Here is a 24,765-nt window from a genome sequence, read left to right on the forward strand (position 1 = left end):
AATCAACTATATATTGGTTCATCACCTATGAGGGATTGAAACAGGTATTCATCGTATGTGGAGAATGGTAAACCAACTATATATTGGTCCATCACGGACGCCGCAGGTCTACATGTGGGAAAAAGAAAAGTGGTAAACCAACTATATATTGGTCCATCACCCAGACAATGCGCATAAAATCAAGCTTTTTCTCTCTGGGCTGTTTTCAGAATAGCACGTTTCAAAAATTCTGTCAATATGGTCTAGCCGTATTGGCTGTAGGAGTTTGACGCGAAAAGGCATTGTCGTCGATCCCCCGGGATTTTTGCACGATTGGGGGTCGACGACAGCCTGCCCCCGTTTTCATCCGCCAATCGGAAACAACAGCCGGGCCGCATACACAACGCCGGTCACGGTAATGGCACTTAACAATGTCGACACTAACACCGCCTGGGCGGCATAATCTGGGTGGCAGTCATACTCAAGCGCATACAGCGCCGTATTGCGTGAACACGGATAGGAACTGGCAATCAGCAATGCTTGGGCAGTCACTCCGTCAATTCCTAAAAGAAAGATCAAAGACGTAGCCAACAGCGGCGACAGAAACAGGCGCCCAAACACGCTTGCATACACCAGCGGTGGCAAAGAGCGGAAGCGGGCGTAGGCAATTTGCGCCCCCAACGTAAAGAGGGCGATGGCTAAAAACGCATCGGCGATGCGATGAATCGGCTGCCATAAAAACGATGGGATCGAAAGATGAAGCCATCGGCAGACCACCCCAAGCAATAAGGCGTAAAGAACCGGGTTTTTCCATAGCTCGGCGACCCATTTTCCTTTTTTCCCATTTCCTGAAATAAACTGATACACTCCATATGTATTGGTCAGGAAATTTTGAAATATGGTTACAATGATTTGAATCGCCGCCCCGAGCGGCTGCTGATGAAACACGAGCTGGCTTACAGGGATGCCGAAGTTGCCCGAGTTGTTGAGCACAATCGTGTTTTGAAACACCGCGGACAAACTTCTCTCCAGTTTAAATAGTTTCGCCATGATCATACTGAAAACCATCAGTCCGCTGCTTTGTAAGAGAAGAAACCCAAATATGGCCGCCAACACCTTCCCGTTCAACTCGCTGTCATACACGTTGATGAACGCGACCGCCGGCAACAGGACATACATATTCAGCTTGGACAACGTATTCATATCAAAATGAAATAAGCGGTGAAGCCATGCCCCCAAGCCGACAATCAACAACATGGGAACCATCACTTGTAACAAAATGCTACTAAAAATGGCCAAGGCGTTTCCTCCGCTTTCTTTGTACATATGGCGGCTCGATGTGCCTTGTATAACGTTGTTCAGACTTCTTGCCCTTTTACCCTTTTCTCCGATAAATCCGTTCCGGACGGCCAACGGATCCATAAGCAATATCGGCCGTCACTTGGCCGATCGAGACGAGATACTCCAAGTAGCGGCGGGCCGTTGTCCGGCTCGTACCGATTTGCCGCCCGACTTCTTCGGCGGTGATGCCTTCTGGGCACTGTTTGACAACGGCCAACACTTTTTCAAGCGTCAACGGATGGATTCCCTTTGGCAACACCGGCTGGTCCCTAACCGTTAATTCTCTTCCTATCAATTCATCAACGTCCTCTTGGTCAATCCACTCTTTCTCTTTTACCCATTGCTGCATTTTGTCATAATACTCTTTGTATCGGTTTAACGTTTCCACAAAACGGTCAAACATAATCGGTTTGATAATATAATCAAACACCCCTCTGTGCAACGCTTGCCTCAGCGCATCCACTTCCCGTGCCGCTGTGATCATAATGATATCGATGTTGGAAAAGTGTTCCCGAACCCATTTTAAAAAAGAAAGGCCGTTCATATCTGGAAAATAGACATCAAGCAGCAACACGTCGGGTTGCAACACTTCCGTCAATTCCCTTGCCTCTTCGGCGTTCGTAGCAATGCCGACCATTTCATAACCGTTCACTTTCTCAACAAAGCGCCTGTTGATTTCCGCAATGCGGCGGTCGTCTTCAATAATAAGTACACGAATCACCCCTTCTGCTCCCCTCCCTCCCAAAAATATTGATGCATGAAGGTGTAGCGGTCTTTTGTAGAAAATTCTTCCTTTCGGAACAGGTTGGCACGATCCAGCCGCTTCGGAACAATGACGGTAAACGCCGTGCCCTTTCCTTGTTCCGACTGGTATGTGATTTGCCCGTCAAGCATCGCCAGCGCCTTCTTGACAAGATCAAGCCCATACCCACGGACGCCGTTGGTTTTGGTGGAAAAGCCGCGGTCGTATATCCGTTCCGCCACAGCTGGATCGACGCCTAATCCGTTATCTTCAACCTCAATAATCAAATCATTGCCGAGGTCGGTCAAAAAAACGGCCACTCGCTTCTCTTCCTTTCCGTTATGGAGGACTGCTTCCATGGCGTTATCTAATAAATTTCCGATAATTGTTACCAAATGGTCGCGGTCGATCCATGGCGGCACATCGCGAAAACTGCTTTCCCGGTCGATTTCAAACGCAATTTTTAGCTCGTTCGCGCGATTGAATTTGCCGATCAACAGCCCGCCAATCACGGGATCGGGAATTTCTTTCATGACAAACCGGACGATGTTTTGCTGCAGGTCGGTCTCTTTGGTGATGACTTCAAGCGCCTCCTCGTACGCTTCAAGCTGAATTAACCCGGAAATCAAATACAGCTTATTCGAAAATTCGTGCGTTTGCGCGCGCAGCGCGTCGGCATAGCTTCGAAGCTGAGACAGCTCTTTCGTGAGGCGATACAGATCCGACTTATTGCGAAACGTCGATACCGCTCCGATCACGCGCCCTTGCTTGTCTTTGATCGGAATCCGGTTCGCAATGACGGTCTCTCCTCCCAACACCATCTCATCATCGTATTCTGCCCGCCCGGTTCGGATCACTTCAGGCAAGCGGGAATGAGGAATCAGTTGCAAAATCGGTGCCCCTAATACGTCGCGCTCATGCTCATAGCCAAGCAGCTTGAGCGCCGCCTGGTTGACCATCGTAATCGTCCCTTCGTGACTGATCGCCACAATTCCTTCACGAATGGCTTCTAAAATGGCTTGCTTTTCTTGATACAACACACCAATTTCTTCTGGTTCAAGACCGTGAATCGTTTGTTTTACCTTTTTGGCAATCACGACCGCTCCTACCGCTCCAAACAGAAGAGCGAGAACAGAAAAAAAGAAAATTTTCAGACGGTACGTCCAAACGATATGCTCGATATCTTCCAACAAAAACCCAACGGAAACGATGCCAATAACGTTTCCGTTCTCGTCAAAAATCGGCGCTTTTCCCCGGATCGCCGGGCCAAGCGAACCGACCGCCTCCGAAATGATCGCCTTGCCTTTTATCACCTCGCCGTTGTCGCCCCCGACCATCGGTTTGCCGATCCGGTCAGGAAGCGGGTGGGCATAGCGGATTCCTTGGCGGTTGCCAATGACGACGTATTCCGCCCCTGTCTTTTGGCGAATGTGCTCGGCAAACGGCTGCAGCCGCCCTGACGGATTCGGGTCGCGGAACGCTTCGCGCACAAGCGGGGTGGACGCAACGGTTTCCGCCACATTCAATGCCCGCATGCCGATTTGTTGTTTGAGCGTCTCAGCGAACATATGTTGAAATAAGAAGGTAAGAAAAACGATCACAAATAACAGCAATGAACAAATAATGACCATTAACCGTGTCTGAAGCTTCATAGGGCTCGCTCCCCAAGCAGAAAATAAAGAAAGACAATCCGCCTGTTAGGCAGAACGCCTTTCTTCTATTATTACATATCTTCATTAATGATGACCGTTTTTCCTCTTAATTTCATGACAAACGGCACGGCAATCCATAACAAGGCGATCATCAATAGAACGAGCGAAATCGGTTTTTCAAAAAAGACGAGATAATCCCCGTTTGATGCCGTCAACGCCCGGCGCATATTGTTTTCAATCATCGGTCCCAACACAAGCCCCAACACAAGCGGCGCGAGCGGATAGTCGTGTTCCGCCAGCCAATAGCCGAGCAACCCGAACGCCAACAACAGGAACACATCAAACGTCGTCACTTGCACCGCATACACACCAAACACAGAAATGGCAATAATGAGCGGCAGCAAATATTTCGTCGGCGTTTGGATGATTTTCGCAAATAGTTTCACGAGCGGCATGTTAAGAATCAACAACATCACATTGCCGATAAACATGCTCGCAATCAATCCCCAGGCGACAGCCGGATGCTCATCGAACAACAGTGGACCCGGCTGGACGTTGTACATAATGAGCGCGCCCATCAAAATAGCCGTTGTTCCCGACCCCGGAATGCCTAGCGTCAAAAGCGGAATCATCGCTCCCCCGGACGCTCCGTTGTTCGCTGACTCCGGCGCCGCGACGCCGGCGATCGTCCCTTGCCCAAACTTTTCCGGATGTTTGCTCACTTTCTTTTCAAGAATATAGGAGAAAAACGATGCCAACGTCGCCCCGGCTCCCGGCAGCACCCCGATGAAAAATCCGAGCAGCGACCCACGGGCAATCGGTCCCACACTTTCTTTCAAATCTTCCTTCGTCGGCAAAACGCGACCGATTTTGGCAATTTCTCCTTCGTTCATCTCATTATGGAGAATGGACTTGAATACTTCCCCCAACGCAAACAATCCGACCGCTACTGTTAAAAACTCAAGCCCTCCATACAAATAGGAAATATTGTACGTGAAGCGTGCGACACCAGAGACGTTGTCGAGCCCGATCGTTGAAAGAAGCAGTCCAAAGACGGTCATAATCCACGCTTTGGTCATCGATTTGCCAGCGAGGCCGCTCACCGCGGCAAGCCCAAGCAGCATGAGCGAAAAATACTCCGCCGGGCCGAACTTCAACGCGACATTGGATAGCGGCTCAGCCAATAATACGAGACCGATGAGCGAAACAATCCCAGCGACAAACGAACCGATCGCCGCAATGGCGAGCGCCGCTCCGGCCCTTCCTTGCCGAGCCATTTGATAGCCGTCCAGCGTCGTAACGACTGACGATGACTCGCCAGGCGTATTTAACAAAATCGAGGTCGTCGACCCGCCGTACATCGCCCCGTAATACACGCCCGCCAGCAAGATGATCGAGCTCGCCGCCGCCTGCTCGGGACTCAAGCCTGATGTCATCGACGCCGTCACTGGAATGAGCAGCGCCACCCCGCTCATCGGCCCAATCCCAGGAAGCACGCCGACCGCCGTGCCGATCAACACCCCGATAAACGCAAACAGCAAGTTATGCGGCTGAAGCGCCGTCTGAAACCCATCCAACAAAAACGATAGTGTTTCCATGATGCCCCTCCTTTCACTGGAACCAAATCGGCCAGCTCGGCAATGTTCCTTGCAGCAGCTTGACATAAAGACCATATACGCCTAACGAAAAACCAGCCGCAATGGCGATTGACTTCCATAACGCCCCTTTTTCCATCGTTTGAAAACCGATAACAAGAAACAGAAACGTCGTGATCACATATCCAACCGTTTCGAGCAACGCCGCATAGAAAACAGCGGCGATGAAAATGACAAGAAACTTTTTATATTGCCGCGCCGGTTTCTCGCTTGTTGCCTCTGAATAACGTCTCGTCTCCAACAACAGTTTGATGCTTAAGAAAACCAACACAAATCCAAGCAAAAACGGAAACACGTTCGGCCCGACAGCACTGCCGTAAGCGCTTTTCGATATGCACAAACTTTCAACCATAAACAGCGCCCCGACGGCCAGAAATGCCGCCGCCGCGATCCGGTCAGCCGTTTTGTTCATCGCTTTCCCTCCCGCTTTTGGAAAAAGGGGAAGAATGCTCTTCCCCCTTTGGTTTATTTATGCATGCCGAGCGATTCCAGCAGGTCGCCGATTTGCTGCTCTTGCTCTTGCAAAAATTTCATAAACTCTTCCGAATTGCGGTACTCTGCTTCCCAACCTTGTTTTTGCAGCTCTTCTTTCCATTTTTCATGCTCAGACAATTTTTTCAATGTCTCTTCCCAAAACGTTTTCGCTTCCGGGGACATTTGCTTCGGTCCAAAGACCCCGCGCCAAATCGTAAACTCGGCATCAATGCCAAGCTCTTTCATCGTCGGCACGTCTTTCAGCACCCCGCCGAGGCGTTCTGGAGCTGAAACCGCCAGCACCCGCACTTTGCCGGCTTTCAAATACTCCCCAACCGACGATGCGTCCGTCGCGATCACATCCGCGTTGCCGCCAAGCAGCGCAGCCATCGCTTCCCCGCCGCCGTCATACGAAACGTATTTCACCGATTTCGGATCGATGCCTGATTTGTAAATTGGCAAAATGGCCACTAAGTGGTCCATCGAACCTGGCGCCGACCCCCCTGCTACCGTGACTGATTTCGGATCTTGTTTAATGGCGTTCAGCAGGTCAGTCAACGTTTGAAACTTCGAATCCGCTTTGACGACAATCGCGCCAAAATCTTTCGTCAGCTGGGCGAGCGGTGTCGTATCTTTGTAGCCAAACGGGCTGTTTCCTTCCTTTTTCAGGTTGTTGATGATAATCGGCGGCGAATTGACAAACAGTTTGTAATCGTTTTTGACATCTTGGGTGGCGTATTCAGCCATAAAGACCGCCCCGCCGCCGCCTGGTTTGTTTTCGACCGTTATCGTTTGTTTGACGAGCCCTGTCTCATCCAACACTTTCGTGATCGCGCGGGCCGTTAAATCCCATCCTCCTCCCGCCCCGGATGGAGCGACAATGGTGATCGGCTTCGTCGGATAGTTTAAGGCCGATGAGCCAGAGTTCGAACCGGACGATTTCGATCCTGCCGATTCATTGCCACCACAGGCCGCCAATGCCAGTGTCATCATCCCTACGACGAGCAATCCCCACCATTTTGTTTTCTTCATTCTCCCTTGCCCCCTTGTTTTTTGATAACGTTTTCAAAAACAACCTTATCACGATCCAGAATCAACATGAAGTTTTCGAAAATAAAATGAATTTTGTGCATTTTGTTCACGAACGCGTTCTCTGCAAAAAAGTCTTGGCATGGTCAGGGCGCCGAGCAAGAAACTGAAAGCTCACAGCTCAAAAAAAAGCCGCCAGTCTTCAAGACTAGCGGTAAACAAAGAAGCGTCGATTTCTACTTTTCCATCCTCTCATATTCCTCTCTCACCACCGCCACGAGCGGATGGTCACGCTCAAGCCCCGCGTATTGCCGAAGCGCGCCTTCGATTCCGTGTTGTTCGATCGTTTGTTGGAGAGCGACGGCTTCGCTGTCTTCGGGATGGTCGAACCGGAGCAGCGCCGCAATTCCTTTGGCGAGACCTGCAGGGACGCTGCTAAACAGCGTGCAATATTGCACAGCTGGGGCAACGAGGCGGTCGTTCGGCCCGAGCTTGCGGATCGGCGAGCGGGCGACACGGATGATGTCGTCGGACAGCGCCGGATTCATGAATCGCCCGATCGTCGTCTCGATGTACGCACGGTGCTCATCCGCCTCCCAACCGTGCTTTTTCACCAACACTGCTCCAGATTCGCTGAGCGCCTGTTCGACATCCGCCCGAATCCCGGCATCTTTCATCGCTTCTTGAACGGTGCTGTATTGTTTCTGATACCCTAAGTAAGCAGCCAGGGCATGGCCGGTGTTGACGGTAAATAATTTGCGCTCGATATACGGGCCTAAATCGGCAACGAATTGGGCTCCTTGAATCGGCGGAACAGCGCCGATGACGTTTCGCGTTTCAATCGCCCACTCGAAAAACGGCTCGACGGTCACCGCCAGCGGATCATCGTTCGTTTGGTTCGGCACAATGCGGTCGACTGCGCAGTTAAGGAAGCCGACAGATTGATCCGCCAGCTGCTGTTCAGCGGCGGAAAAATGAGCCAAAACGTGCTGTTTTAACGCCTCTGTGCCGCCAATCATATTTTCGCACGCGATGACGTGAAGCGGCTTTTCTTGAACGACAAACCGTTGCTCAAGCCCGGCGGCAATGACTGGGGCGATGGCCGGCAAAATGTGCGGGCCGACCGCGGTCGTCACCAAATCGGCATCCGCAATCGCCGCGACAACCTGTTCCCGCTCCGTTTGGCTGTTTAACGCCGAAACGCCGCGCACCCATTGTTCTTCCCGATGTTCACCAGCGACAATCACGCGGTATTCTCCCCGCTCTTTCAGCAGGCGGACGATTTGTTCATTGACATCGACAAACACGACGTCATAGCCGGATGCCGCGAGCAAGCTGCCGATAAACCCGCGGCCGATGTTGCCGGCGCCAAAATGGACGGCCCGCATTAGCCGTTCACCTCGTCAAGCAGCGCGAGAATGTCCTCTTCCGTTTTCGCGTTCGCCATCGCTTCCACATTGTCCGCTTCCGCGCAAACGAGCGCCAGTTTCGAAAGAATGTCCAAATGTTCGCCATCTTTGCCGGCAATGCCAATCACGATCGCGGCGATGTTGCCGTTGCCAAAATCGACCCCATCCGGGATTTGTACAATCGAAATGCCCGATTGTTTCACTAGGGACTTGGCTGCTTCCGTCCCGTGCGGAATGGCGACGTGGTTGCCGATGTAAGTCGTGGTCAATTCTTCCCGCTCAAGCATTGCATCAATATACGACGGGGCGACATATCCTTGCTTCACAAGCACTTCGCCGGCAAGACGGATCGCTTCTTCTTTCGTTTTTGCTTGTGCATTCAGCACAATGTTCGCTTTATTTAAAATCGAATCGGTCAACATTCGTTTCACTCCTTCGCCAATGTCCAATAATCATCGAAAAATTGTTCCAAATGAGCGCTGATAAGCAAATGCACTTGTTCTTCATCACCGTGCGTCAAGATGGCGAGCGTTTGCTCGTCTTTGACGAACAGCGAGCTGATGTGGCTTAAGACAGCCAACATCTCCTCGTCCACATCCGCCGGTCCAAGAAGCAGCACAACCGTGTTGATGTCCATCGGCTTCCCATCCATGCCCGCTGCCGTCTGCGGCGCATCCAGCCGGTACATTGTCAGCGATGGGCGAAGGACAGCGAAGCTTCGGGCGTGGTAAAGCGCCAACCTCGTGCCAGGGACGCCAAGCCCGCCAAGCGACTCGCGGCGCCGCAGCTCCTCAAGCACGACATCGGCATCGACAATGACGCCATTTCGCTCAAGGCGGCGGCACGCATCAGCCAACAACTCATGAATCGAACGGACCTTGACCACCTCGAGGGAAAAACCGTCCAAAATGTGAATGATTGTCTCGCTGATGCGCCGAACCGCCTTCATTGTGTCGAGCGCCGGCCGGTTTCGCCGTGCCATCGGCTCTTTCTCCATCCGTTTTTCAGCGGCCGATTTCCGCTCCAAACACTCGCGAATCTTCCGCGCTTCCTCCTCTGTCAGCATCGGGCTGACGACGATATGCGGCCCATACTCCTCCGGAAGCGGCACGGTCGAGATGACGAGATCGTACCCGCTTACATCTTTTCCTTTCCATTCAAACACGGAAGCTTGTTCCAGCGAAACAATGTCCGGAATCTCTTTTTTCAGCCTCGTCGCTAACATTTTCGCCGTCCCAAGCCCGCTCGAACAAATGACGAGCACCTTCCAACCTTTTTTCTCCCGCATAAGCGCAGCCGCAAAATGAAGCACTAAATAGCCGATCTCCTCGTCCGGCACCGGAATGTCGCCAAACAGCTGCCGCGCCCCGTCTGCGACAATGACAAACAGCTCTGCATAGTCTTGTTTGATTTGATCGAGCAGCGGATTGGCGATCCCCATTCCATGTTCAAGACGGTACAGTGCCGGTTTTAAGTGAACGACCAGGTCTTCATATAGCGTGCAGTCAACCGACAAATCGACGCCAAGTTCGCGGCTGACAAAGCGAATGAGCTGTTGCGCTTTCATGCCGACGACCAAGCTCGGCTCTTCCATCACTGCTCCTTGGCGGCTGCGCCATTTCGCTCCCATCAAGTGCATCGTCATATAACCGATCTCTTCTTTTGGGATGTCAACGCCAAAAGCGCGTTCTAACGATTCAGCGAGCACTCCGGCAATTTCGTACTCTTTTGTTGCCTGAATCGCCTGCAAATCTTGCTGGTCAAAATGGATCGCTTCTCCCCGTTTGATGCGCTCGATGGCAAGAGCCAAGTGAACGACAAAGGCGATGTACGAGCTGTCGGCCATCGTAAATGGGAGCTTTTCTTTCACTTGCTCGATTTGTTTTTCAATGACGGTGAGCTTTTTCCGATCAACGAGCCCGAGCAGCTTCTCCGCCATCGTATCAAACGGATCGTCCGCCCGCTTTTGGATCGTCTCTTTCATCAGCGCCAAAAATTCATGTTCATCGACATGACGGAACAACAAATCGCTGATGAGGCGCCGTTTTGCTGATTCCGAACCGGCAAGCTCGACACCGTATCCGCGCTTGCGGATGAGCGAAAGCCCGTACGCTTCTACCGTTTGTTCCAATTTGTCCAAATCCAAGCTGACAGTGGCGACCGTGACGTTCAAGTCATGGGCCAATGAGACGAGCTTCACCGGCTCGGTGGCTTCCAACAGCGCAATTAAAATCATGAGCTGCCGCTCTTCGGGGGTGTATTCATGATGAGAAAGGCGAAGCAACTCTGCGGCCAGCGCCTGCTTGTTTTCTTCCGCCCCGACGAGGCGAATGCCGACCCCCGCTTTTTTCGCCAGCCCGAGCCCGTAGCGGCGCAAGACGGATTCAAGTCCTTGCAAATCACGGTGAACCGTGCGGGCGCTGACATTCAGCTCTTCGGCCAACTCACCAACTGTCACGTCTCGGTCATCCGCCAACAACCGCTCAAGCAGCTTTCTCTCCCTTGCCGATACGTACATCGCCGTTCACCTCCCATCCTAGAGGCGGTATTGTTGACATTTTTGAAATAAGCTATGACCTTTTCTATTTTTATTGTAAGGGCTTTTTTCTTGATTTGACAACGAATAAATGTTTCGTTTTCGTCATTGTTATTGTTGACATTTTTTAATTTTGCATACATGTTTCTCTTTCGCCGTTTGACGAAGTTCACAGCGGTTGGGCCCATCCATACAGATGGAAGCGGATGAAAGTGTCCCAAGCAGTCGAGGTAAACACGAAATCGCAAAGCAAAACGCAGGGGAACGCCATTCCCCCGCGTCTCATGTCCATTTACTCATTCTTTTTCAATCGCTCGATCAACTCATCATATTTCGGGCTGTTTAAGAAGTTTTCCACCGACACATGGTACGCGTTCGGCAACTTTGCTTTTGCCCGGTCGGTTAGGTTTTGATGAGTGACGACGATGTCGGCATCCGGCGGCAGCTGGTTGATCGCCGTGTTCGTCACTTCGATATCGAGCCCGGCCTTTTGCACTTTGTTGCGCAAAATCGACGCCCCCATCGCGCTTGAGCCCATTCCGGCATCGCACGCGAACACAATTTTTTTCACGCGGCCAGGAACCACTTGCTGAACCGCAGCTGCCGAAGCGGCTTCTTTCTGTTTCAACGCCGCGGCTGCTTGGCTTTTTTTCCCTTTCAGCTGTTCCATTTTTTCCGTTGCTTTCGTCAAATCTTCTTCCTCTTCGTTTTGTTTCGCCGATTTTAAGAACACGGACGCGACGAGGAATGACACGGCCGCCGCAACGAACACACCCGCCAACACGCCGAAGTAATTCCCTTTTGGCGTCATCGCCAGCAAGGCGAAAATGCTTCCCGGCGACGGCACCGCCACCAGACCGGCATGGAACACGGTAAATGTAAACACCCCGCTCACCCCGCCGGCCATCGCCGCCAAAATCAAAATCGGGCGCATGAGAATGTACGGGAAGTAAATTTCATGAATCCCACCTAAGAAATGGATAATAACCGCCCCCGGCGCCGACTGTTTCGCCATTCCTTTGCCAAACAGCCAGTACGCCAGCAAAATGCCAAGTCCTGGGCCAGGGTTCGTTTCCAGCAAGAACAAAATCGATTTCCCGGTTTTCGCCGCTTGCTCGACGCCGAGCGGGCTTAAAATCCCATGGTTGATCGCATTGTTCAAAAACAGCACTTTCCCCGGTTCAATGAACAAGTTCGCCAGCGGCAACAAGTGCCAGTCGATAATTTTTTCGACTCCGGCTGCCAACGTTTTACTGATCCCAGAAATGACCGGGCCGACTCCTTTAAAAGCGAGCAACGTCAACACGCCGCCGACGATCCCGGCCGAGAAGTTGTTGACGAGCATCTCAAATCCTTGCTTCACTTTCCCTTGGAACAACCCATCCACTTTTTTGATCACATAACCGCCAAGCGGCCCCATGATCATCGCGCCTAAAAACATCGGGATTTCCGAACCGACGATGACCCCCATCGTCGCTGTCGCCCCCACGACGCCGCCGCGGACGTCGTACACCATTTTCCCGCCCGTATAGCCAATCAACAACGGCAACAAATACGTAATCATCGGCCCGACGAGCTTCGCAAACGTCTCATTCGGCAGCCACCCGGTCGGGATAAACAGGGCGGTAATCAGCCCCCAGGCGATAAACGCCCCAATATTCGGCATAATCATGCCGCTCAAATAACTGCCAAACCGTTGAATCTTTACACGGAAGCCTGTTTCGTTTCCGGTTGTATGCGTCATAAAGCTGTTCCTCCTTTTCTGCTTGACTGTACCTTTATCTTAAAACGCTTACAACCGGCCTTCAATGAGAAGTAAACGCGATTTTGTCAATGGGGTTATTGTCAGGTTTAAAAAAGAAAAAGGCCCAGCGCGGTGGGCGGGGCTACAGCGTTTCTTCCGCTAGCAACAAAGCCTCTCGATAAAGACGTTCGGAGAGATAAAATCCATTTTCAAGCAAAGTGTCTAACAGCGGCTTTACTTCCGTTATTTTCCCATTCTTCTTTCCAAGAATCAAAATTCCAATTGTGCCGATAGGTCGTAAAAGGAATTGTTTAGACAACCCGTGGTGCTAGTTGAGCGCTAGCGCTCAACTAGCACCACGGGTATTTCCTATTACCAATTTCATCTTCAATGTTTTTTTATGGAAAACTTCTTTAGTTTAAATTGATGTACTTTGGTGGTGATGTTTTCGCACAAACGACAAGCCCGTCATAACAAGCGCTAGGTTTGATAAGATTTAATTGCTTCCCTTCATGCATTGTGTAAGTGTGCTTAAAAAGCCAACGGTTTTGAGGCACTTTTCTTTGCCGCGAGATATCGAAAAATCCGATTTCATGCCCGGCTTGCTTGATTCGAAACTCGATGCTATCTTGATCAGGCTGCCGCACTTCATATACACTGCGATTATTTTCCGCTGCTTGCTCACTATACATAAAGAAGCCAATGGTATAGGAGAACTCCTTGATTTCGGGAGGTAAATAAGAAAATGTCGATGGAAATCCTAGAAATCTCCTAGATTGCTTCATTATATGCCCATTGTGCGCCCATACTATTATCTTCTCGTTTGGAAACATCTCCTGTGCCAGCCACAAAATATTGTCAGCCATTGCCTTATTCCGGATTTTTATCGCTTTCACGAAGTGGGAAGAGATCATCTGCATGAGGGACATTCGGTTCTGCAAAATTCTCTGCCACAAGCAAAAAAGCGTCTTTTCCAAACTTATCTTGTAATGCAAGGCGGTTTTTATCTAATAACTGTAGATGAGCAAAATCACTAACATAAATTTACATCAAAACAAAAAAGGAGACATGAACCCGATTCCTTGGTTAGAATAGATGTGTCATCAAACCATTCACAAGGAGGTTCATGTCTCATGAATAGATTCGCACATCATCAAGGAATTCACAAGTTTTTCACGGTGTTAGGATTGGCGCTTTATTTCTCAAAACCTGTCCTAAAGCATCTTGTTCATATCGTGGATGCGATGATCACGAAAGGCTTTTCGGGAACGTTGACCGATCTTCATCACGGGAGCTTTCACCCCAATCATCGAACGACACTCAGCCATTTTTTCACGAAAAGCCCTTGGGAGGAAGAAACATTGCTTCGCAAACTCCAGCAGTGGATCCTTCGTCGCGTCGAACGAAGCGCGAAACGAGAGAATCAACCCATTTTTGTTTCGATCGATGACACGATTTGCCAAAAAACGAAGCCCTCGCCACGGGCAACAAACGCCATTCAAGGGTGTGATTGGCACGACTCTCATACAGAGAAAAAGTCGATCTAGGGACATTCTCTCGTTTGGCTTATGGTTCATACTGCAACCCAGGCGTTTCCCTTTGCCTTCCGCCTTTATGATAAGACGGCGGGAAAAAGCAAAGGAGAACTCGCGATCGAGATGCTTTCTTCGTTGGATGTACGCCGTCCCGCTTATGTGCTGATGGATTCTTGGCATCCATCGAAAGCGCTCGTGGAAGCTTGTCTGAAAAAAGGATTCCATGTCATCGCGATGCTCAAAACGAACTGCATTCTCTATCCGAACGGCGTCGCCGTTCAAACGAAGCAGTTGAGCCGCTCCATCGAACCAGACGACACTCGCCTCGTCACGGTGGGAGAAGAGCGCTATCGCGTCTATCGCTGCGAAGGAGCGCTCAACGGTCTCGATGATGCGGTGGTGCTGCTTGTTTGGAAAGCCGACCAACCGATGACATCTGAACATCTTCATTGCGTCTTGAGCACGGATCGAGAGCTAAGCGACGAAGACATCTTGCGCTGCTATGCCGAGCGTTGGTCAATCGAATGTTTCTTTCGTCAAGCGAAAGATCAACTGAAACTCGATGGGTACCGCGTTCGCGGGCGTCGGACGGTGAAACGGTATTGGATCTTGGTGCAGCTGACTTACGTGTACAGTATGTTCGAGTCCAACTGTGATTTTTCGGATGGGCTCGATCTTCTGCGCAAGAGAAAAGGACATAGCCTCGTGGAGTTCATTTACAGCGCAGCAAAACAAAATATTCCTATTGACGCCGTGAAAACACAGCTCCATGTGGCATAAGGGGTACCCTGTTTGTCTCTTTTTGTATGGTAATTATTGTTATGAAAAATGCTCAACTACAGTAATATATTCAAGCTTAACACCTCCTTTACATTACAGTTTCTCTTGGCGTACCTTTTCTCTCATTAATTAATAACGAAGATAAACTAGTAACTATACCCAAAGCACCTGCAATGAAGAAAAGATATTTTATATTGAAATAATCAACACTGACCCCAAAAATAAACTGGGCTACTGGCGTTGAAAGCATTGAAATCGCCATCATAATACTATTAACTCTTCCTAATAAATGAATAGGCACAGAACGTTGAACAAAAGTAGGTATAAGGACTCCTATAAAACCAGTAATTAAGCCAATTACAAAAACGAAAATTAGAATAATCAAAAAATTTTGGGTGAAACATAGTGCGGCAATACCAGTAGCTTGTAAAAGAAAAGATAAATAAATAATCTTCAATTCAACCTTGTGAATGCTTTTAACTGAAAAGATTAAACCAGTTAACAAACTTCCCATTGACATCGATGAATATATATATCCTAAATACTTAGCATCACCACTAACATTTTTAGCTAAAAAAGGGAACAATACATTAACCCCGTTTGCTCCAATATTTACAAAAAACATAGTTATAACCAAATAAAAAATCATTTTTTGTCTATTCAAAAAACTAAAACCAAGTCTTAAATCCGAAAAGTAAGAAGTTTCGTCATTATTATCGTTCATATTTTCAAGATGACTATTTTTAGAGTCAATAAACAAAATTAAAAAAGTTGAAAATACATATAAGATAGAAATGGCTATCAAGGAATGTTCTATTGAGATTGATTCAACCATCCAAGCGGCGATTAAAGGGCCCAAAATGATCGTTGTTCTTACAACAGTGAAGTATTGACTATTGAGACGACTCAAATATTCAGTAGCGACTAATCTTGGCTTTATTGATTCTGAGGCTGACCAATAAAAAGCATCAATCGCTCCAAACAAAACGGAGACCATTATGAGAATTACAAAAGAGATAGTATGATCCCATAACAGAATAGCCAAAACTAACACAATGATTGCCCTTATCATGTCTGACAACCACAGAAACAACTTTGCCCCTATTCGATCAATAACCGGTCCGCAAAGAAGCCCAGCAATAAATCTCGACAAACCTAGGGAAAATAAAACTGCTCCCATCAAAAAACCTGATTGTAAAACATCAGCAATATACCAAGCTATAACAACACTGTATATGACATCCCCCAAGTTTGAAAGAAACGTTGCTATACAAAATTTTGTAGCGTTCAAAATGATCACCCTTAGAAAGATTGAGACTAGGCATGTAATGCACTTGTGAAACAGAACAAAATCAAAACATAGGATAAGGGGCGGTTTTAATATAACTAAAGATTCATTATATTGGTTCATCACCAAAAGATGTACTTGAATTTTAAAGACAAACATGATAACAATGTTGCTCAAAGAGACGTATGGTATTAAAAGGAAAAAAGATGTTTTGATTTTCTCAATCATGATCGTCTTTATTTGTCAAGTACACTTTGTGGTGAAGATCCATAAAAAAATGTCTCCACGTGGCATAAGGGGTACCCTGTTTGTCTCTTTTTGTATGGTAATTATTGTTATGAAAAATGCTCAACTACAGTTTTTTAGTAAAATAATGGATAATCAACACTCGTGATGCAAAACAAATAATTTGCAAATTTACAACAGTTCAACATGTTCTAGTTTATGCTTATTGATGCGAAACACGTGGTCACAAAGAATATTAATATCTTCCTGATTGTGACTTGTAAGTAAAATTGTACGCCCTTCATTCTTGAAAGATAGTAATAGATTTCGAATCCTATCTACGCTTTCTGCATCCAAAGCATTGAATGGTTCATCTAGTATAAGTATTTGTTGATCTTCCATAATTGCTTGAGCAATAGCTAATTTCTGCTTCATACCTAAAGAGTAATGCTTAACCTTTTGTTTGGCTTTCGGTTGCAATCCAACGATCTCCATTGTTTCGAAAATCTTATCATCGCTGATTTTCCCTCTGATCATTGCTAGTTCCTTTAAATTTTGAAACCCGGTTTTATTCGCAATATAACCTGGACGATCTATAATAATACCGATATTTTCTGGGAATCTCTTACTTTTTCCTATCTCTACCCCATCAACAATAATTGTTCCTTCATCTGGGAACACAAATCCACATACCATCTTAAATAGAACGGATTTACCAGAACCATTCGGTCCTACAATGCCATATATTTTTCCTTTTTCTACATTCAAGTTAACACCTTCAAAAAGAGTTAATCCCTTATAAGATTTACTTACGTTTTTTAACGAAATAATAGACATGCTTTCATCCCACCCATTTATATTTTTAAACTTTGTTTAAACAGGTAATTCACTACAAGAAATGCAATAGTGTTCATTATAATTAGAATAAATGTTAAGTGGTACGGTGAATAATCTGCTAAGTAAACGATGCCATTCAGTCCTACTGGTATTATACCTACCACATTAACACCTGGAAGCATTAGAATGGTGAATAGGCTTACTAAAAGCACACCATATATCGATTCCTTGCTTATCCAAGAAACAATAAAAATCAAGATTATATAAAAAACAATCTGTAAGAAACCATTGATAAAGAAGTGATAGATAACTTCATATAGCGGATTCGAAAGTATTGTCATATAAAAGTCGGTATTCGCTCCAAAACAAACAGCTAACGCTAGAGAAAGCCCCATCAATACGAATAGAAAGAAAATGGTTATCGTTAATAATTCCCGCATCCAACTCCAAAACCATTTGTTTAAACTCCTAAAGCGAATAATTTTATAGTAACCTAGTTGCTCAATCTCATTGCTTAGAAAAAGCAATTGAACCAAATAAATGAATCCAAAGAATACTATTAAATAAAAGAAAAAAGGAATATACGCGAAACGTTGAGCACTAACCCCGATAAAAGACATCGCCCAAACATCCCAAATGGTTACATCAGCAGATTTGGTCAATGATCGAGCTGTTGCACTTATACCTACTATGCACAGAAAAAAATAAATCACAATCGGTATATATGACTTTATTGATTGAATATATGCTGTTTTGTTTACATCTAACACTTGCAAAAATAGGATTAAAAAGATGAGAACTACAATTATAACAACATAGCTTAAGATTGGGGAACCGAAAGTATTAACTCCTTTGGCAATTGAAAAAAAAGTTGTTGGCGACAGAAAAGCAACTTCCCTAGGTAATAACTTGAATCCCATAATGTTTCCAAGAAAAAAAATTACACTAATGAAAAGCATGAAATACTTGCTTTTCGTTAATACATATACAGTTGCGAAAACTATATGTAGCAACGAAAATATTAACATTAATAAAATCAACTGAGCTGCGAATGCAGATATTGGTGTCCCAAAGAATTTTACTAACTCATAAATAGTATTAGTAAAATGTTTTGTCTTGCTAAGCTGGCTCCAATCCCATGAATAAGGAAAGCCAATTGTCATAAACAGTGATACAAACACCCATAAGATCAATAAAGGGGAAATTCTCATCCAAAAGTGCTTAAGAGAATTGTACACCCATTTTTTGAATGATCCTAAACGAATTAAAATTTGGTAATCAAAATTCATAAAAATAGACCTTATTGAAAAAAATAACACAATTGGGATAATGAAATAGACAATAAGGTACATATCATTAAGTAAACGTAAAGTAATATCCCAATTATTAAAATATACTTTTTTTTCGTAAGCAACCTTAACAATTTCGTTTTTCAGCATAACACTATAAAAGTAAAAAATAACTCCTACCACTAGCCATTTAACGCTAATTACATCTTCAAGATATTTCATACGAAAAATTCCTTGTTTCATACTTTATATCATCCATTCTTTTTGGTTTCGCGCCGAGAATACAAAGAGCACTATCAAAACGATTAGTAGAAATAAAAACGGCACCAGTACTGTCCATAAAGGCTGTTCTTCAATATTGAATGGAAAAATAGTACTAAGTGGCGAAAACATTGGTATGTTGAGCACACCAGTTACGAAGTTGAAAACATGATAAAAAAGAAACGGAATCGATAGAGCAACAAACGGATTGTTTAAGTTGAGCAATAACATGAAGGCAATAGTAGAATAAACTACCCCATTTATAGAAACCCACAACGAATAAATCAATCCATATGTTAAATCTCCATACAATAAGAGATGTGAAAAAGTTACGTTAGGTATATGTACATTCTTATCTATAGGAGTATAAAGAATTATTCCTAAATTTGGTTCCAAATACATTATGAAAACAAACGGGAGGAAAATTAACAAGAATATAACTAATCCCGTCAACAAAGCGTTTGTTAGTCCTTTGCTAAGTATATAAATATTTAATGAAACTCTAGTACGAGTATACGTAATAAATTTATTCCTTTGCTCTTGTAAAAAGGAAGGAAGGTAAATGATAATAACTAGAGCAGGAAAAAGCAACGGAATAATCGCTGATACTATCTCTTGAAATACTTCAACTGGTTTATAAAACTGATACCCTTCACTTATCATACAAAATCTTATAGTTGGTAAAAGAAGAATAATAGCTGACCACATTAATAAATTTTTTATTGTACACGCTCTTTTCAGCTCTACTAATAATTGATTACGCAACATCTATTTCACCTCTTACAAGTCTTTTGCTTGACTCCGACAGTCGAAAAAATAAGTTAAACTCCAGGCGTATTGATTAACTAATAAAAACTATATACATGCTCATTAAAAAGTTAACCTTCGTATAACCGATGCACACTCCGGTTATCCTGTTCCTAAGGAAACCTATGGAAAAGGAGCGGGATCATTCATGAAACGTCTCAACATCACCCATGATCACGGATGGACGCCACGGACGCTTCGCAAACAGGAACGGAAAATCAAAAACGCGCTTCTTCGCCAACGGGTGATGGCGGTTCGTTTGGTCATGGAAGGTTATTTGGGCAAAGAGGCGGCCTCCATGGTCAACGTGTGCCGACAAACCGTTTCCCATTATGTGTCGCTGTTCAACGAAGGCGGTCTGGAGCTCTTGCTTCATCGGGATTTCGCCCCTGGACGGGAGCCGTTTCTCACCGAAGAACAGCAGGAAGAGATCAAACAGCTTGTGTTGACCACCACTCCCGCGGAACTGGGCTGGGACGTCGCTTCGGCCTGGAACACCAAACTCCTGCAATCCTATGTCGAAAAGCACTTTGGTGTTTGCCTTTCCCGTGAAGCGCTGCGAAAACTCCTGCACCGTCAAGGTCTGTCATGGACTCGCCCTACGTACACGCTGGCGAAAGGGAATCCGGATGAGCAAAAGCAATTTGAAAAGCAAATGGATTTGATAAAAAAAACTTGATCACCAAGGAGACAGAAGATGCCGTTCTTCTGTACATCGATGAAACGCATATCCGCTCTTATCATGTCTTGCGATCCACTTGGTCCGAGGTCGGCCGTCAAAAACGTGTGCCGACATTCGGCCATCATGCCCATGTTTCGGTATTTGGCGCGGTGAACGTCCACGATGGGGACATCGTGCTTCACCAAACAGAAGCCGCCAACGCCGCGACGTTCTTGGATTTCTTGCGCCTGCTCAAAGAGCGGCATCCCAACCGGATCATTGCGCTCGTCTTGGACAATGCCCGGATTCATCACGCTCGAATGGTGAAGGACTTTTTGCGAGAAGAAGGACAATGTTTTCATTTCCTGTATCTGCCTCCCTACTCGCCGCAGCTCAACCCGATCGAGCGTTTGTGGAAATGGCTGAAGGATACGATGATCGCCAACGCCTTTCACAAAGACCGCCACGAGATCGTGCAAGCGGTTCAACGATTTGCTCATTACATTCAGGAACGCCCGGAGGAAGTGTTGCGGCGCTTGGGGTGTTCCGCGTAATCGAAAAGTTAACTTTTCAAGGTGCATTTATATAGTTGACATCGCTCTATTCCTATCTTTTCTGCCGTTGTCGGCAAACGGTACGTTTGCCGACTGGGCGTGCTGTACGCATGCCCTCCTCGAACAATGAACGCTTTGCGGGCAAATGACATTTGCCCGCCGGCGTTCTTGTTCGAGGGAAAAGGCAGAAAAGCTTGTGTTCAGCCATAGGATTCTATATTTTTTAGTAAAATAATGAATAATCAACGCTCGTGGTTAAACACCCCAGTTGCATGTATATAGTCAATTACTTCTCCATGTCCCTGATACTTGAACATCTACTGGTGTTGTGATATCGTTGCTGAATTCGACTCGCGCACTCAATCCACTTGGAACAGAGTTTGGTAGAGTTCGATAATCATTATCAGTAACACTTCTGACCCAAGAACCTGTGCCGGAACTTGCCTGCATTCTTGCATCAACAGTGTATGAGCCGCCGACTACAGATGAATTCAATTCGCCATATGTACCAGAAGAAGCTTTTGTCTGGTAACCTGTGTACCCACTCCCGTTAAATTTTCCAACAGTTGTGTTGTAGTTCGACCAACTAGAACCTGCTTGTACTGCTCCACCGAATGCCACTAATCCTACAGATAGACTTAGAACTACTAACTTTTTCTTTATCTAAAACCACCATCCTTTTAAAATTTTGGTATATTTTCATTATACTGTAGATGAGCGGTACCGTCAAGAATTTTGTGTAATGTAAGATAGATAGGGTATCTCTGAAATAGATTTAGAATAGAGGGGAAGACTGGTTTCCTCCACACAGGAGACTGAATATTCAGTCTCCTGTGTGGAAAGAGAGAATCCCCCTTATCTCATTGATTTACATTATTTGGTTAATTATAACGTTCTTCAAACATTCGTTGAAGGGCTTCATGTGCTTCGGCAAATCCTCGCAACTTTCGCCCTGCCCATTTCTCATTAAAATCTTGGATGGTCAAATACACGACTTTTTCAGCGGCTTCTAAACTACTCAAACTGTTCATCGGCTTTAGACGTTTCCGAATCTCTTTGATCGTTCGTTCAATGGCATTGGTCGTGTAAATCACACTTCGAATACTGCTTGGATAATCCATAAATGTAAGGAGGACATCCAACTCATTGGCCCAAGATTGGACTTCTCTCGGATACTTGCTGGACCATTTCGACTCAAACTGTTGAAACATCTGTAACGCCATCTCCTTATTCGGTGCGCGATAAATCAGTTTGAGATCCTCTGCCACTTCAAATTGATCTTTTTTCCGAACACGATTTAAGGTATTATGTACTTTGTGAACGACACAGCGCTGCACATCGGCTTTCGGATAAACGGCTTTAAAGGCTTCCTCCAGTCCCGGAAGGCCATCGAATACACCAAGAAGTACTTCCTGTAATCCTCTCTTGTAGAGATTGTGGAGGATCTCTTGCCACCCATAGGCACTTTCTTGTCCTCCTACGAAGAAGTCGAGAATTTCACGATACCCTTCTTCGTTTACACCTAACACGACATAAATGACCTCTTTTTCTACCGTATCTCGACGAAGTTTCACGTACACCCCATCCAAATATAAGACCGAATATCGCTTTTGTAGAGGACGTGTGTGCCATTTCGCAATGTCTTCCTTTACCACATCCGTGATATGACTAATCGTTGTTGGTGAGTAGGCATTTCCTAAAATTCGTTCGATAAACTTGCCAATTTCACGCGTACTCATCCCACTTTGATACATCTTGATGACGGCTTCCTCGAGCCAGCCGGTATGGCGTTGGTAAGGGGGGAACAACTGCGTTTGAAATTCCCCGTTTCGGTCTCTTGGGACAGAAAGGCCTTCAATACGACCATACTGCGTATCTATATAGATGCAATTTGAAGCTTTACCATTTGTAGTTTTTCCCGAGTATTTGATCGACTGTCGGGCGACCGAACAACGCCGCTTCCAGACCCATATATGGGTCTGTGAAGCAGGCGGTTGTTCGGTCTTCCGTCACGCCTTGGCGTGACGGAGGCAAGCCTGTGGCTTGCCTCCGACAGTCGAAAATGGGCAAACCGCTTTTCCGTCAAGGATATGTTAAACTTCTTCGTTGCATCTATATAGGTTTCGATGGTAATAGCCGTTTCTTCTATTCGACGTTCCCTTCTGTTCAATTTCGAGGAAACTCTGAATTTCTTCCTTCATGATCAACTCTAATTTTTCCTTTACAAACTGACGAATGGTGTTTTCCAGTTGATTGAGCCAGTCTAAATTCGGTATACTTTTAGACATAGGTAGGGTTCTCCTTTCTCTAAGATTTTTGGCCAAATCAGAGAATACCCTACCTTTTTCTTTTGGTCTAGCCAAATGCTTGACACAAAATTTTATACATCATCAGATGAGCAAAATCACTAACATAAATTTACATCAAAACAAAAAAGGAGACATGAACCCGATTCCTTGGTTAGAATAGATGTGTCATCAAACCATTCACAAGGAGGTTCATGTCTCATGAATAGATTCGCACATCATCAAGGAATCCACAAGTTTTTCACGACGCTGGGGTTGGCTCTTTATTTTTCAGGGTCTTCACCATTTTCTGTGATTTCTACTCAATCCTAGAGACATGTTAGCTGGATGAAATAGGTTCATCAGTCAGGATCCTTCTTCCGCATACAGACCACGAAGTTGGTAGAATGGAAACAGTCAAGTGCTTTCCTTGACGGGTTCCATTCTACCAACTATCATACCGATAGCGGAAGAAGGGAGCGCTTAAGCAGCCTGACTGCCTGTAGTGTTCCCTGTACACTCCAGAAATACACGCAAACGAAACCGTTCTAGATTTCGATAGCCATATGCCCGGCGTTTGATGTTTTTGATCTTGTGATTCGTCCCCTCAATTCGGGCATTCGTATATGGGCACAAAAAGTAGGAAAGAATAGGCTCCTTCCACCTTTCAAGCGTGTTGGCTGCTTTCTGAAAAGAAGCAAAAGGGCTCTGTTTGGCTAACTGAATCCATTCTTCCAAGCGTTCCTTTGCTTCATGATATCCATCGGTTCGGTAAAAATCCCGAAACAACTCTTTCAGATAATAAGCAATGGAAAGTGCCGGATACTCCTCCAAGATATCGTCTAATCGAAGCCGTTGGTCCTTACGAAGCTTTTCACAGCCTTTCAAGAGAAGATATCGAGCCTTTTTCAATGGAGAAAATTCCTTTCTTGCTTGATCCAAGGCTTGTGTCACTTTTTGAACCACATGGTACTTATCGATGACAATCGAAGCAGATGGAAACAGGGCGCGAACCGCCTTATGATAAGGTTCCCACATGTCAAGAATCACCGTTTGGACCATTTCTTTCGACAGGATATTTTGGCTCAACAAGTTGATGGCGGAGTCACATTGGCGATCGGCATGCATTCCCATGACCGATCCGGCTCTGGCATCCATCAATACAGTTTCATACTGATGTCCCTTTTTTACAGCGATTTCATCTAAACTAAGCACCATTCCTTCTTGAGAAGATGCTTCTATCGCTGTTTGACGCTCTTTTGCTTTTTTCGATGCGATGGAGTAATAAATGCGTTCCAATGTTGTATATGGGATGCGGTGCTTTCGGCTAACCTCTTGAATGGTGGAGCCTTCGCAAAGTTCATACAAGTACTCACAAAATCGATTGGTGTAGTGTTGATTGGGTGGAATCGATTCCAAAGAGGCGGAAAACACTTGAGAACAATTCCAGCACCGATAGCGCTTTACCTTTATGAACAAGTACACCGGTTGATGGAAAATCGCCAAATCCCGTACTTTTCTTGTCCGTCTGTCGTGGACAGAGGAAGTGGCAAACCCACAATGAGGGCAACGTTCCTGTGTCTCTGTTTTCTCTACATGAATCGCATAACCATAGGAAAGAAGTTCTTGTTTAATCACTTTAAATTCTGGCAATCCTAGTGGTATAGAAAGCACTTACGAGA

General features: G+C 46.0%; 19 protein-coding genes and 4 pseudogenes. 4 read left to right on the plus strand and 19 right to left on the minus strand.

The window, feature by feature from the left end; all coding sequences use genetic code 11:
• Positions 1-342 precede the first annotated feature (342 nt).
• The 12 genes from LG52_RS07740 to LG52_RS07790 all read right to left on the minus strand — a co-directional run bounded on the left by LG52_RS07740 (position 343) and on the right by LG52_RS07790 (position 13,427).
• Entirely contained in the window at positions 343-1,278 is a 936-nt protein-coding gene (locus tag LG52_RS07740; RefSeq protein ID WP_044733146.1) for an AEC family transporter, read from the minus strand.
• Positions 1,279-1,354: 76 nt separating this feature from the next.
• Positions 1,355-2,041: a response regulator gene (locus LG52_RS07745; protein ID WP_044731489.1), complete on the minus strand. Its 687-nt coding sequence runs from the start codon at positions 2,039-2,041 to the stop codon at positions 1,355-1,357.
• A complete protein-coding gene (locus tag LG52_RS07750; protein ID WP_082056118.1) occupies positions 2,038-3,714 on the minus strand; it encodes an ATP-binding protein in 1,677 nt (558 codons plus the stop codon). Before LG52_RS07750 ends, LG52_RS07745 begins: the two co-directional genes overlap by 4 nt.
• Before the next feature lie 71 nt (positions 3,715-3,785).
• Complete coding sequence (locus LG52_RS07755) at positions 3,786-5,312, minus strand: tripartite tricarboxylate transporter permease (protein ID WP_044731490.1); 1,527 nt, start codon at positions 5,310-5,312, stop codon at positions 3,786-3,788.
• 13 nt (positions 5,313-5,325) lie between these two features.
• On the minus strand, positions 5,326-5,781 hold the full coding sequence (locus tag LG52_RS07760) for a tripartite tricarboxylate transporter TctB family protein (RefSeq protein ID WP_044731491.1): 456 nt from the start codon (positions 5,779-5,781) through the stop codon (positions 5,326-5,328).
• Positions 5,782-5,834: 53 nt separating this feature from the next.
• Positions 5,835-6,875, minus strand: coding sequence for a Bug family tripartite tricarboxylate transporter substrate binding protein (locus LG52_RS07765; protein ID WP_044731492.1), 1,041 nt, complete (start codon positions 6,873-6,875; stop codon positions 5,835-5,837).
• 233 nt (positions 6,876-7,108) lie between these two features.
• Positions 7,109-8,260 carry a mannitol-1-phosphate 5-dehydrogenase gene (locus tag LG52_RS07770; protein ID WP_044731493.1) on the minus strand — a complete coding sequence of 384 codons (1,152 nt, stop codon included), beginning with the start codon at positions 8,258-8,260 and terminating at the stop codon, positions 7,109-7,111.
• A complete protein-coding gene (locus LG52_RS07775; protein ID WP_044731494.1) occupies positions 8,260-8,703 on the minus strand; it encodes a PTS sugar transporter subunit IIA in 444 nt (147 codons plus the stop codon). Before LG52_RS07775 ends, LG52_RS07770 begins: the two co-directional genes overlap by 1 nt.
• Before the next feature lie 5 nt (positions 8,704-8,708).
• Positions 8,709-10,799, minus strand: a complete 2,091-nt coding sequence (locus tag LG52_RS07780) for a BglG family transcription antiterminator (RefSeq protein ID WP_044731495.1) — start codon at positions 10,797-10,799, stop codon at positions 8,709-8,711.
• A 310-nt stretch (positions 10,800-11,109) separates the two neighbouring features.
• On the minus strand, positions 11,110-12,561 hold the full coding sequence (locus LG52_RS07785; protein ID WP_044731496.1) for a PTS mannitol transporter subunit IICB: 1,452 nt from the start codon (positions 12,559-12,561) through the stop codon (positions 11,110-11,112).
• Positions 12,562-12,703: 142 nt separating this feature from the next.
• A complete protein-coding gene (locus tag LG52_RS18895) occupies positions 12,704-12,880 on the minus strand; it encodes a DUF3368 domain-containing protein (protein WP_075261656.1) in 177 nt (58 codons plus the stop codon).
• 94 nt (positions 12,881-12,974) lie between these two features.
• On the minus strand, positions 12,975-13,427 hold the full coding sequence (locus LG52_RS07790) for an erythromycin esterase family protein (RefSeq protein ID WP_231584436.1): 453 nt from the start codon (positions 13,425-13,427) through the stop codon (positions 12,975-12,977).
• Positions 13,428-13,694: 267 nt separating this feature from the next.
• On the opposite strand from LG52_RS07790, the pseudogene LG52_RS19440 reads away from it, so the two are divergent.
• Positions 13,695-14,876 (plus strand): annotated as a pseudogene (locus LG52_RS19440) (IS701 family transposase).
• An 88-nt stretch (positions 14,877-14,964) separates the two neighbouring features.
• Here LG52_RS19440 and LG52_RS07800 read toward each other — a convergent pair.
• The 4 genes from LG52_RS07800 to LG52_RS07820 all read right to left on the minus strand — a co-directional run bounded on the left by LG52_RS07800 (position 14,965) and on the right by LG52_RS07820 (position 19,544).
• A complete protein-coding gene (locus LG52_RS07800) occupies positions 14,965-16,176 on the minus strand; it encodes an MFS transporter (RefSeq protein ID WP_044733148.1) in 1,212 nt (403 codons plus the stop codon).
• 405 nt (positions 16,177-16,581) lie between these two features.
• Complete coding sequence (locus LG52_RS07810; protein WP_044731498.1) at positions 16,582-17,226, minus strand: ABC transporter ATP-binding protein; 645 nt, start codon at positions 17,224-17,226, stop codon at positions 16,582-16,584.
• Between the two features lie 17 nt (positions 17,227-17,243).
• On the minus strand, positions 17,244-18,758 hold the full coding sequence (locus LG52_RS07815; RefSeq protein WP_156133413.1) for a hypothetical protein: 1,515 nt from the start codon (positions 18,756-18,758) through the stop codon (positions 17,244-17,246).
• Between the two features lie 3 nt (positions 18,759-18,761).
• Positions 18,762-19,544: an ABC transporter permease gene (locus LG52_RS07820; RefSeq protein WP_044731500.1), complete on the minus strand. Its 783-nt coding sequence runs from the start codon at positions 19,542-19,544 to the stop codon at positions 18,762-18,764.
• 187 nt (positions 19,545-19,731) lie between these two features.
• On the opposite strand from LG52_RS07820, the gene LG52_RS20130 reads away from it, so the two are divergent.
• Positions 19,732-20,262 (plus strand): IS630 family transposase, encoded by a 531-nt coding sequence (locus tag LG52_RS20130; RefSeq protein WP_044731501.1) that lies wholly within the window; start codon positions 19,732-19,734, stop codon positions 20,260-20,262.
• Positions 20,259-20,798 (plus strand): IS630 family transposase, encoded by a 540-nt coding sequence (locus LG52_RS20135; RefSeq protein WP_044731106.1) that lies wholly within the window; start codon positions 20,259-20,261, stop codon positions 20,796-20,798. The genes LG52_RS20130 and LG52_RS20135 overlap by 4 nt, the downstream gene beginning before the upstream one ends.
• An 881-nt stretch (positions 20,799-21,679) precedes the next feature.
• Here the strand turns inward: LG52_RS20135 and LG52_RS07835 are convergent.
• A pseudogene (locus LG52_RS07835) lies at positions 21,680-22,678 on the minus strand (IS256 family transposase); the annotation flags it as partial.
• Between the two features lie 237 nt (positions 22,679-22,915).
• A pseudogene (locus LG52_RS07840) lies at positions 22,916-23,086 on the minus strand (IS256 family transposase); the annotation flags it as partial.
• Between the two features lie 168 nt (positions 23,087-23,254).
• Between LG52_RS07840 and LG52_RS20980 the strand changes: the two are divergent.
• Positions 23,255-23,377 (plus strand): annotated as a pseudogene (locus LG52_RS20980) (IS701 family transposase); the annotation flags it as partial.
• A 189-nt stretch (positions 23,378-23,566) separates the two neighbouring features.
• Here LG52_RS20980 and LG52_RS07845 read toward each other — a convergent pair.
• Positions 23,567-24,757, minus strand: a complete 1,191-nt coding sequence (locus tag LG52_RS07845) for an ISL3 family transposase (protein ID WP_044730474.1) — start codon at positions 24,755-24,757, stop codon at positions 23,567-23,569.
• Between the last annotated feature and the right edge of the window lie 8 nt (positions 24,758-24,765).

Source organism: Geobacillus kaustophilus (assembly GCF_000948285.1).
GTDB classification, from domain to species: domain Bacteria; phylum Bacillota; class Bacilli; order Bacillales; family Anoxybacillaceae; genus Geobacillus; species Geobacillus thermoleovorans_A.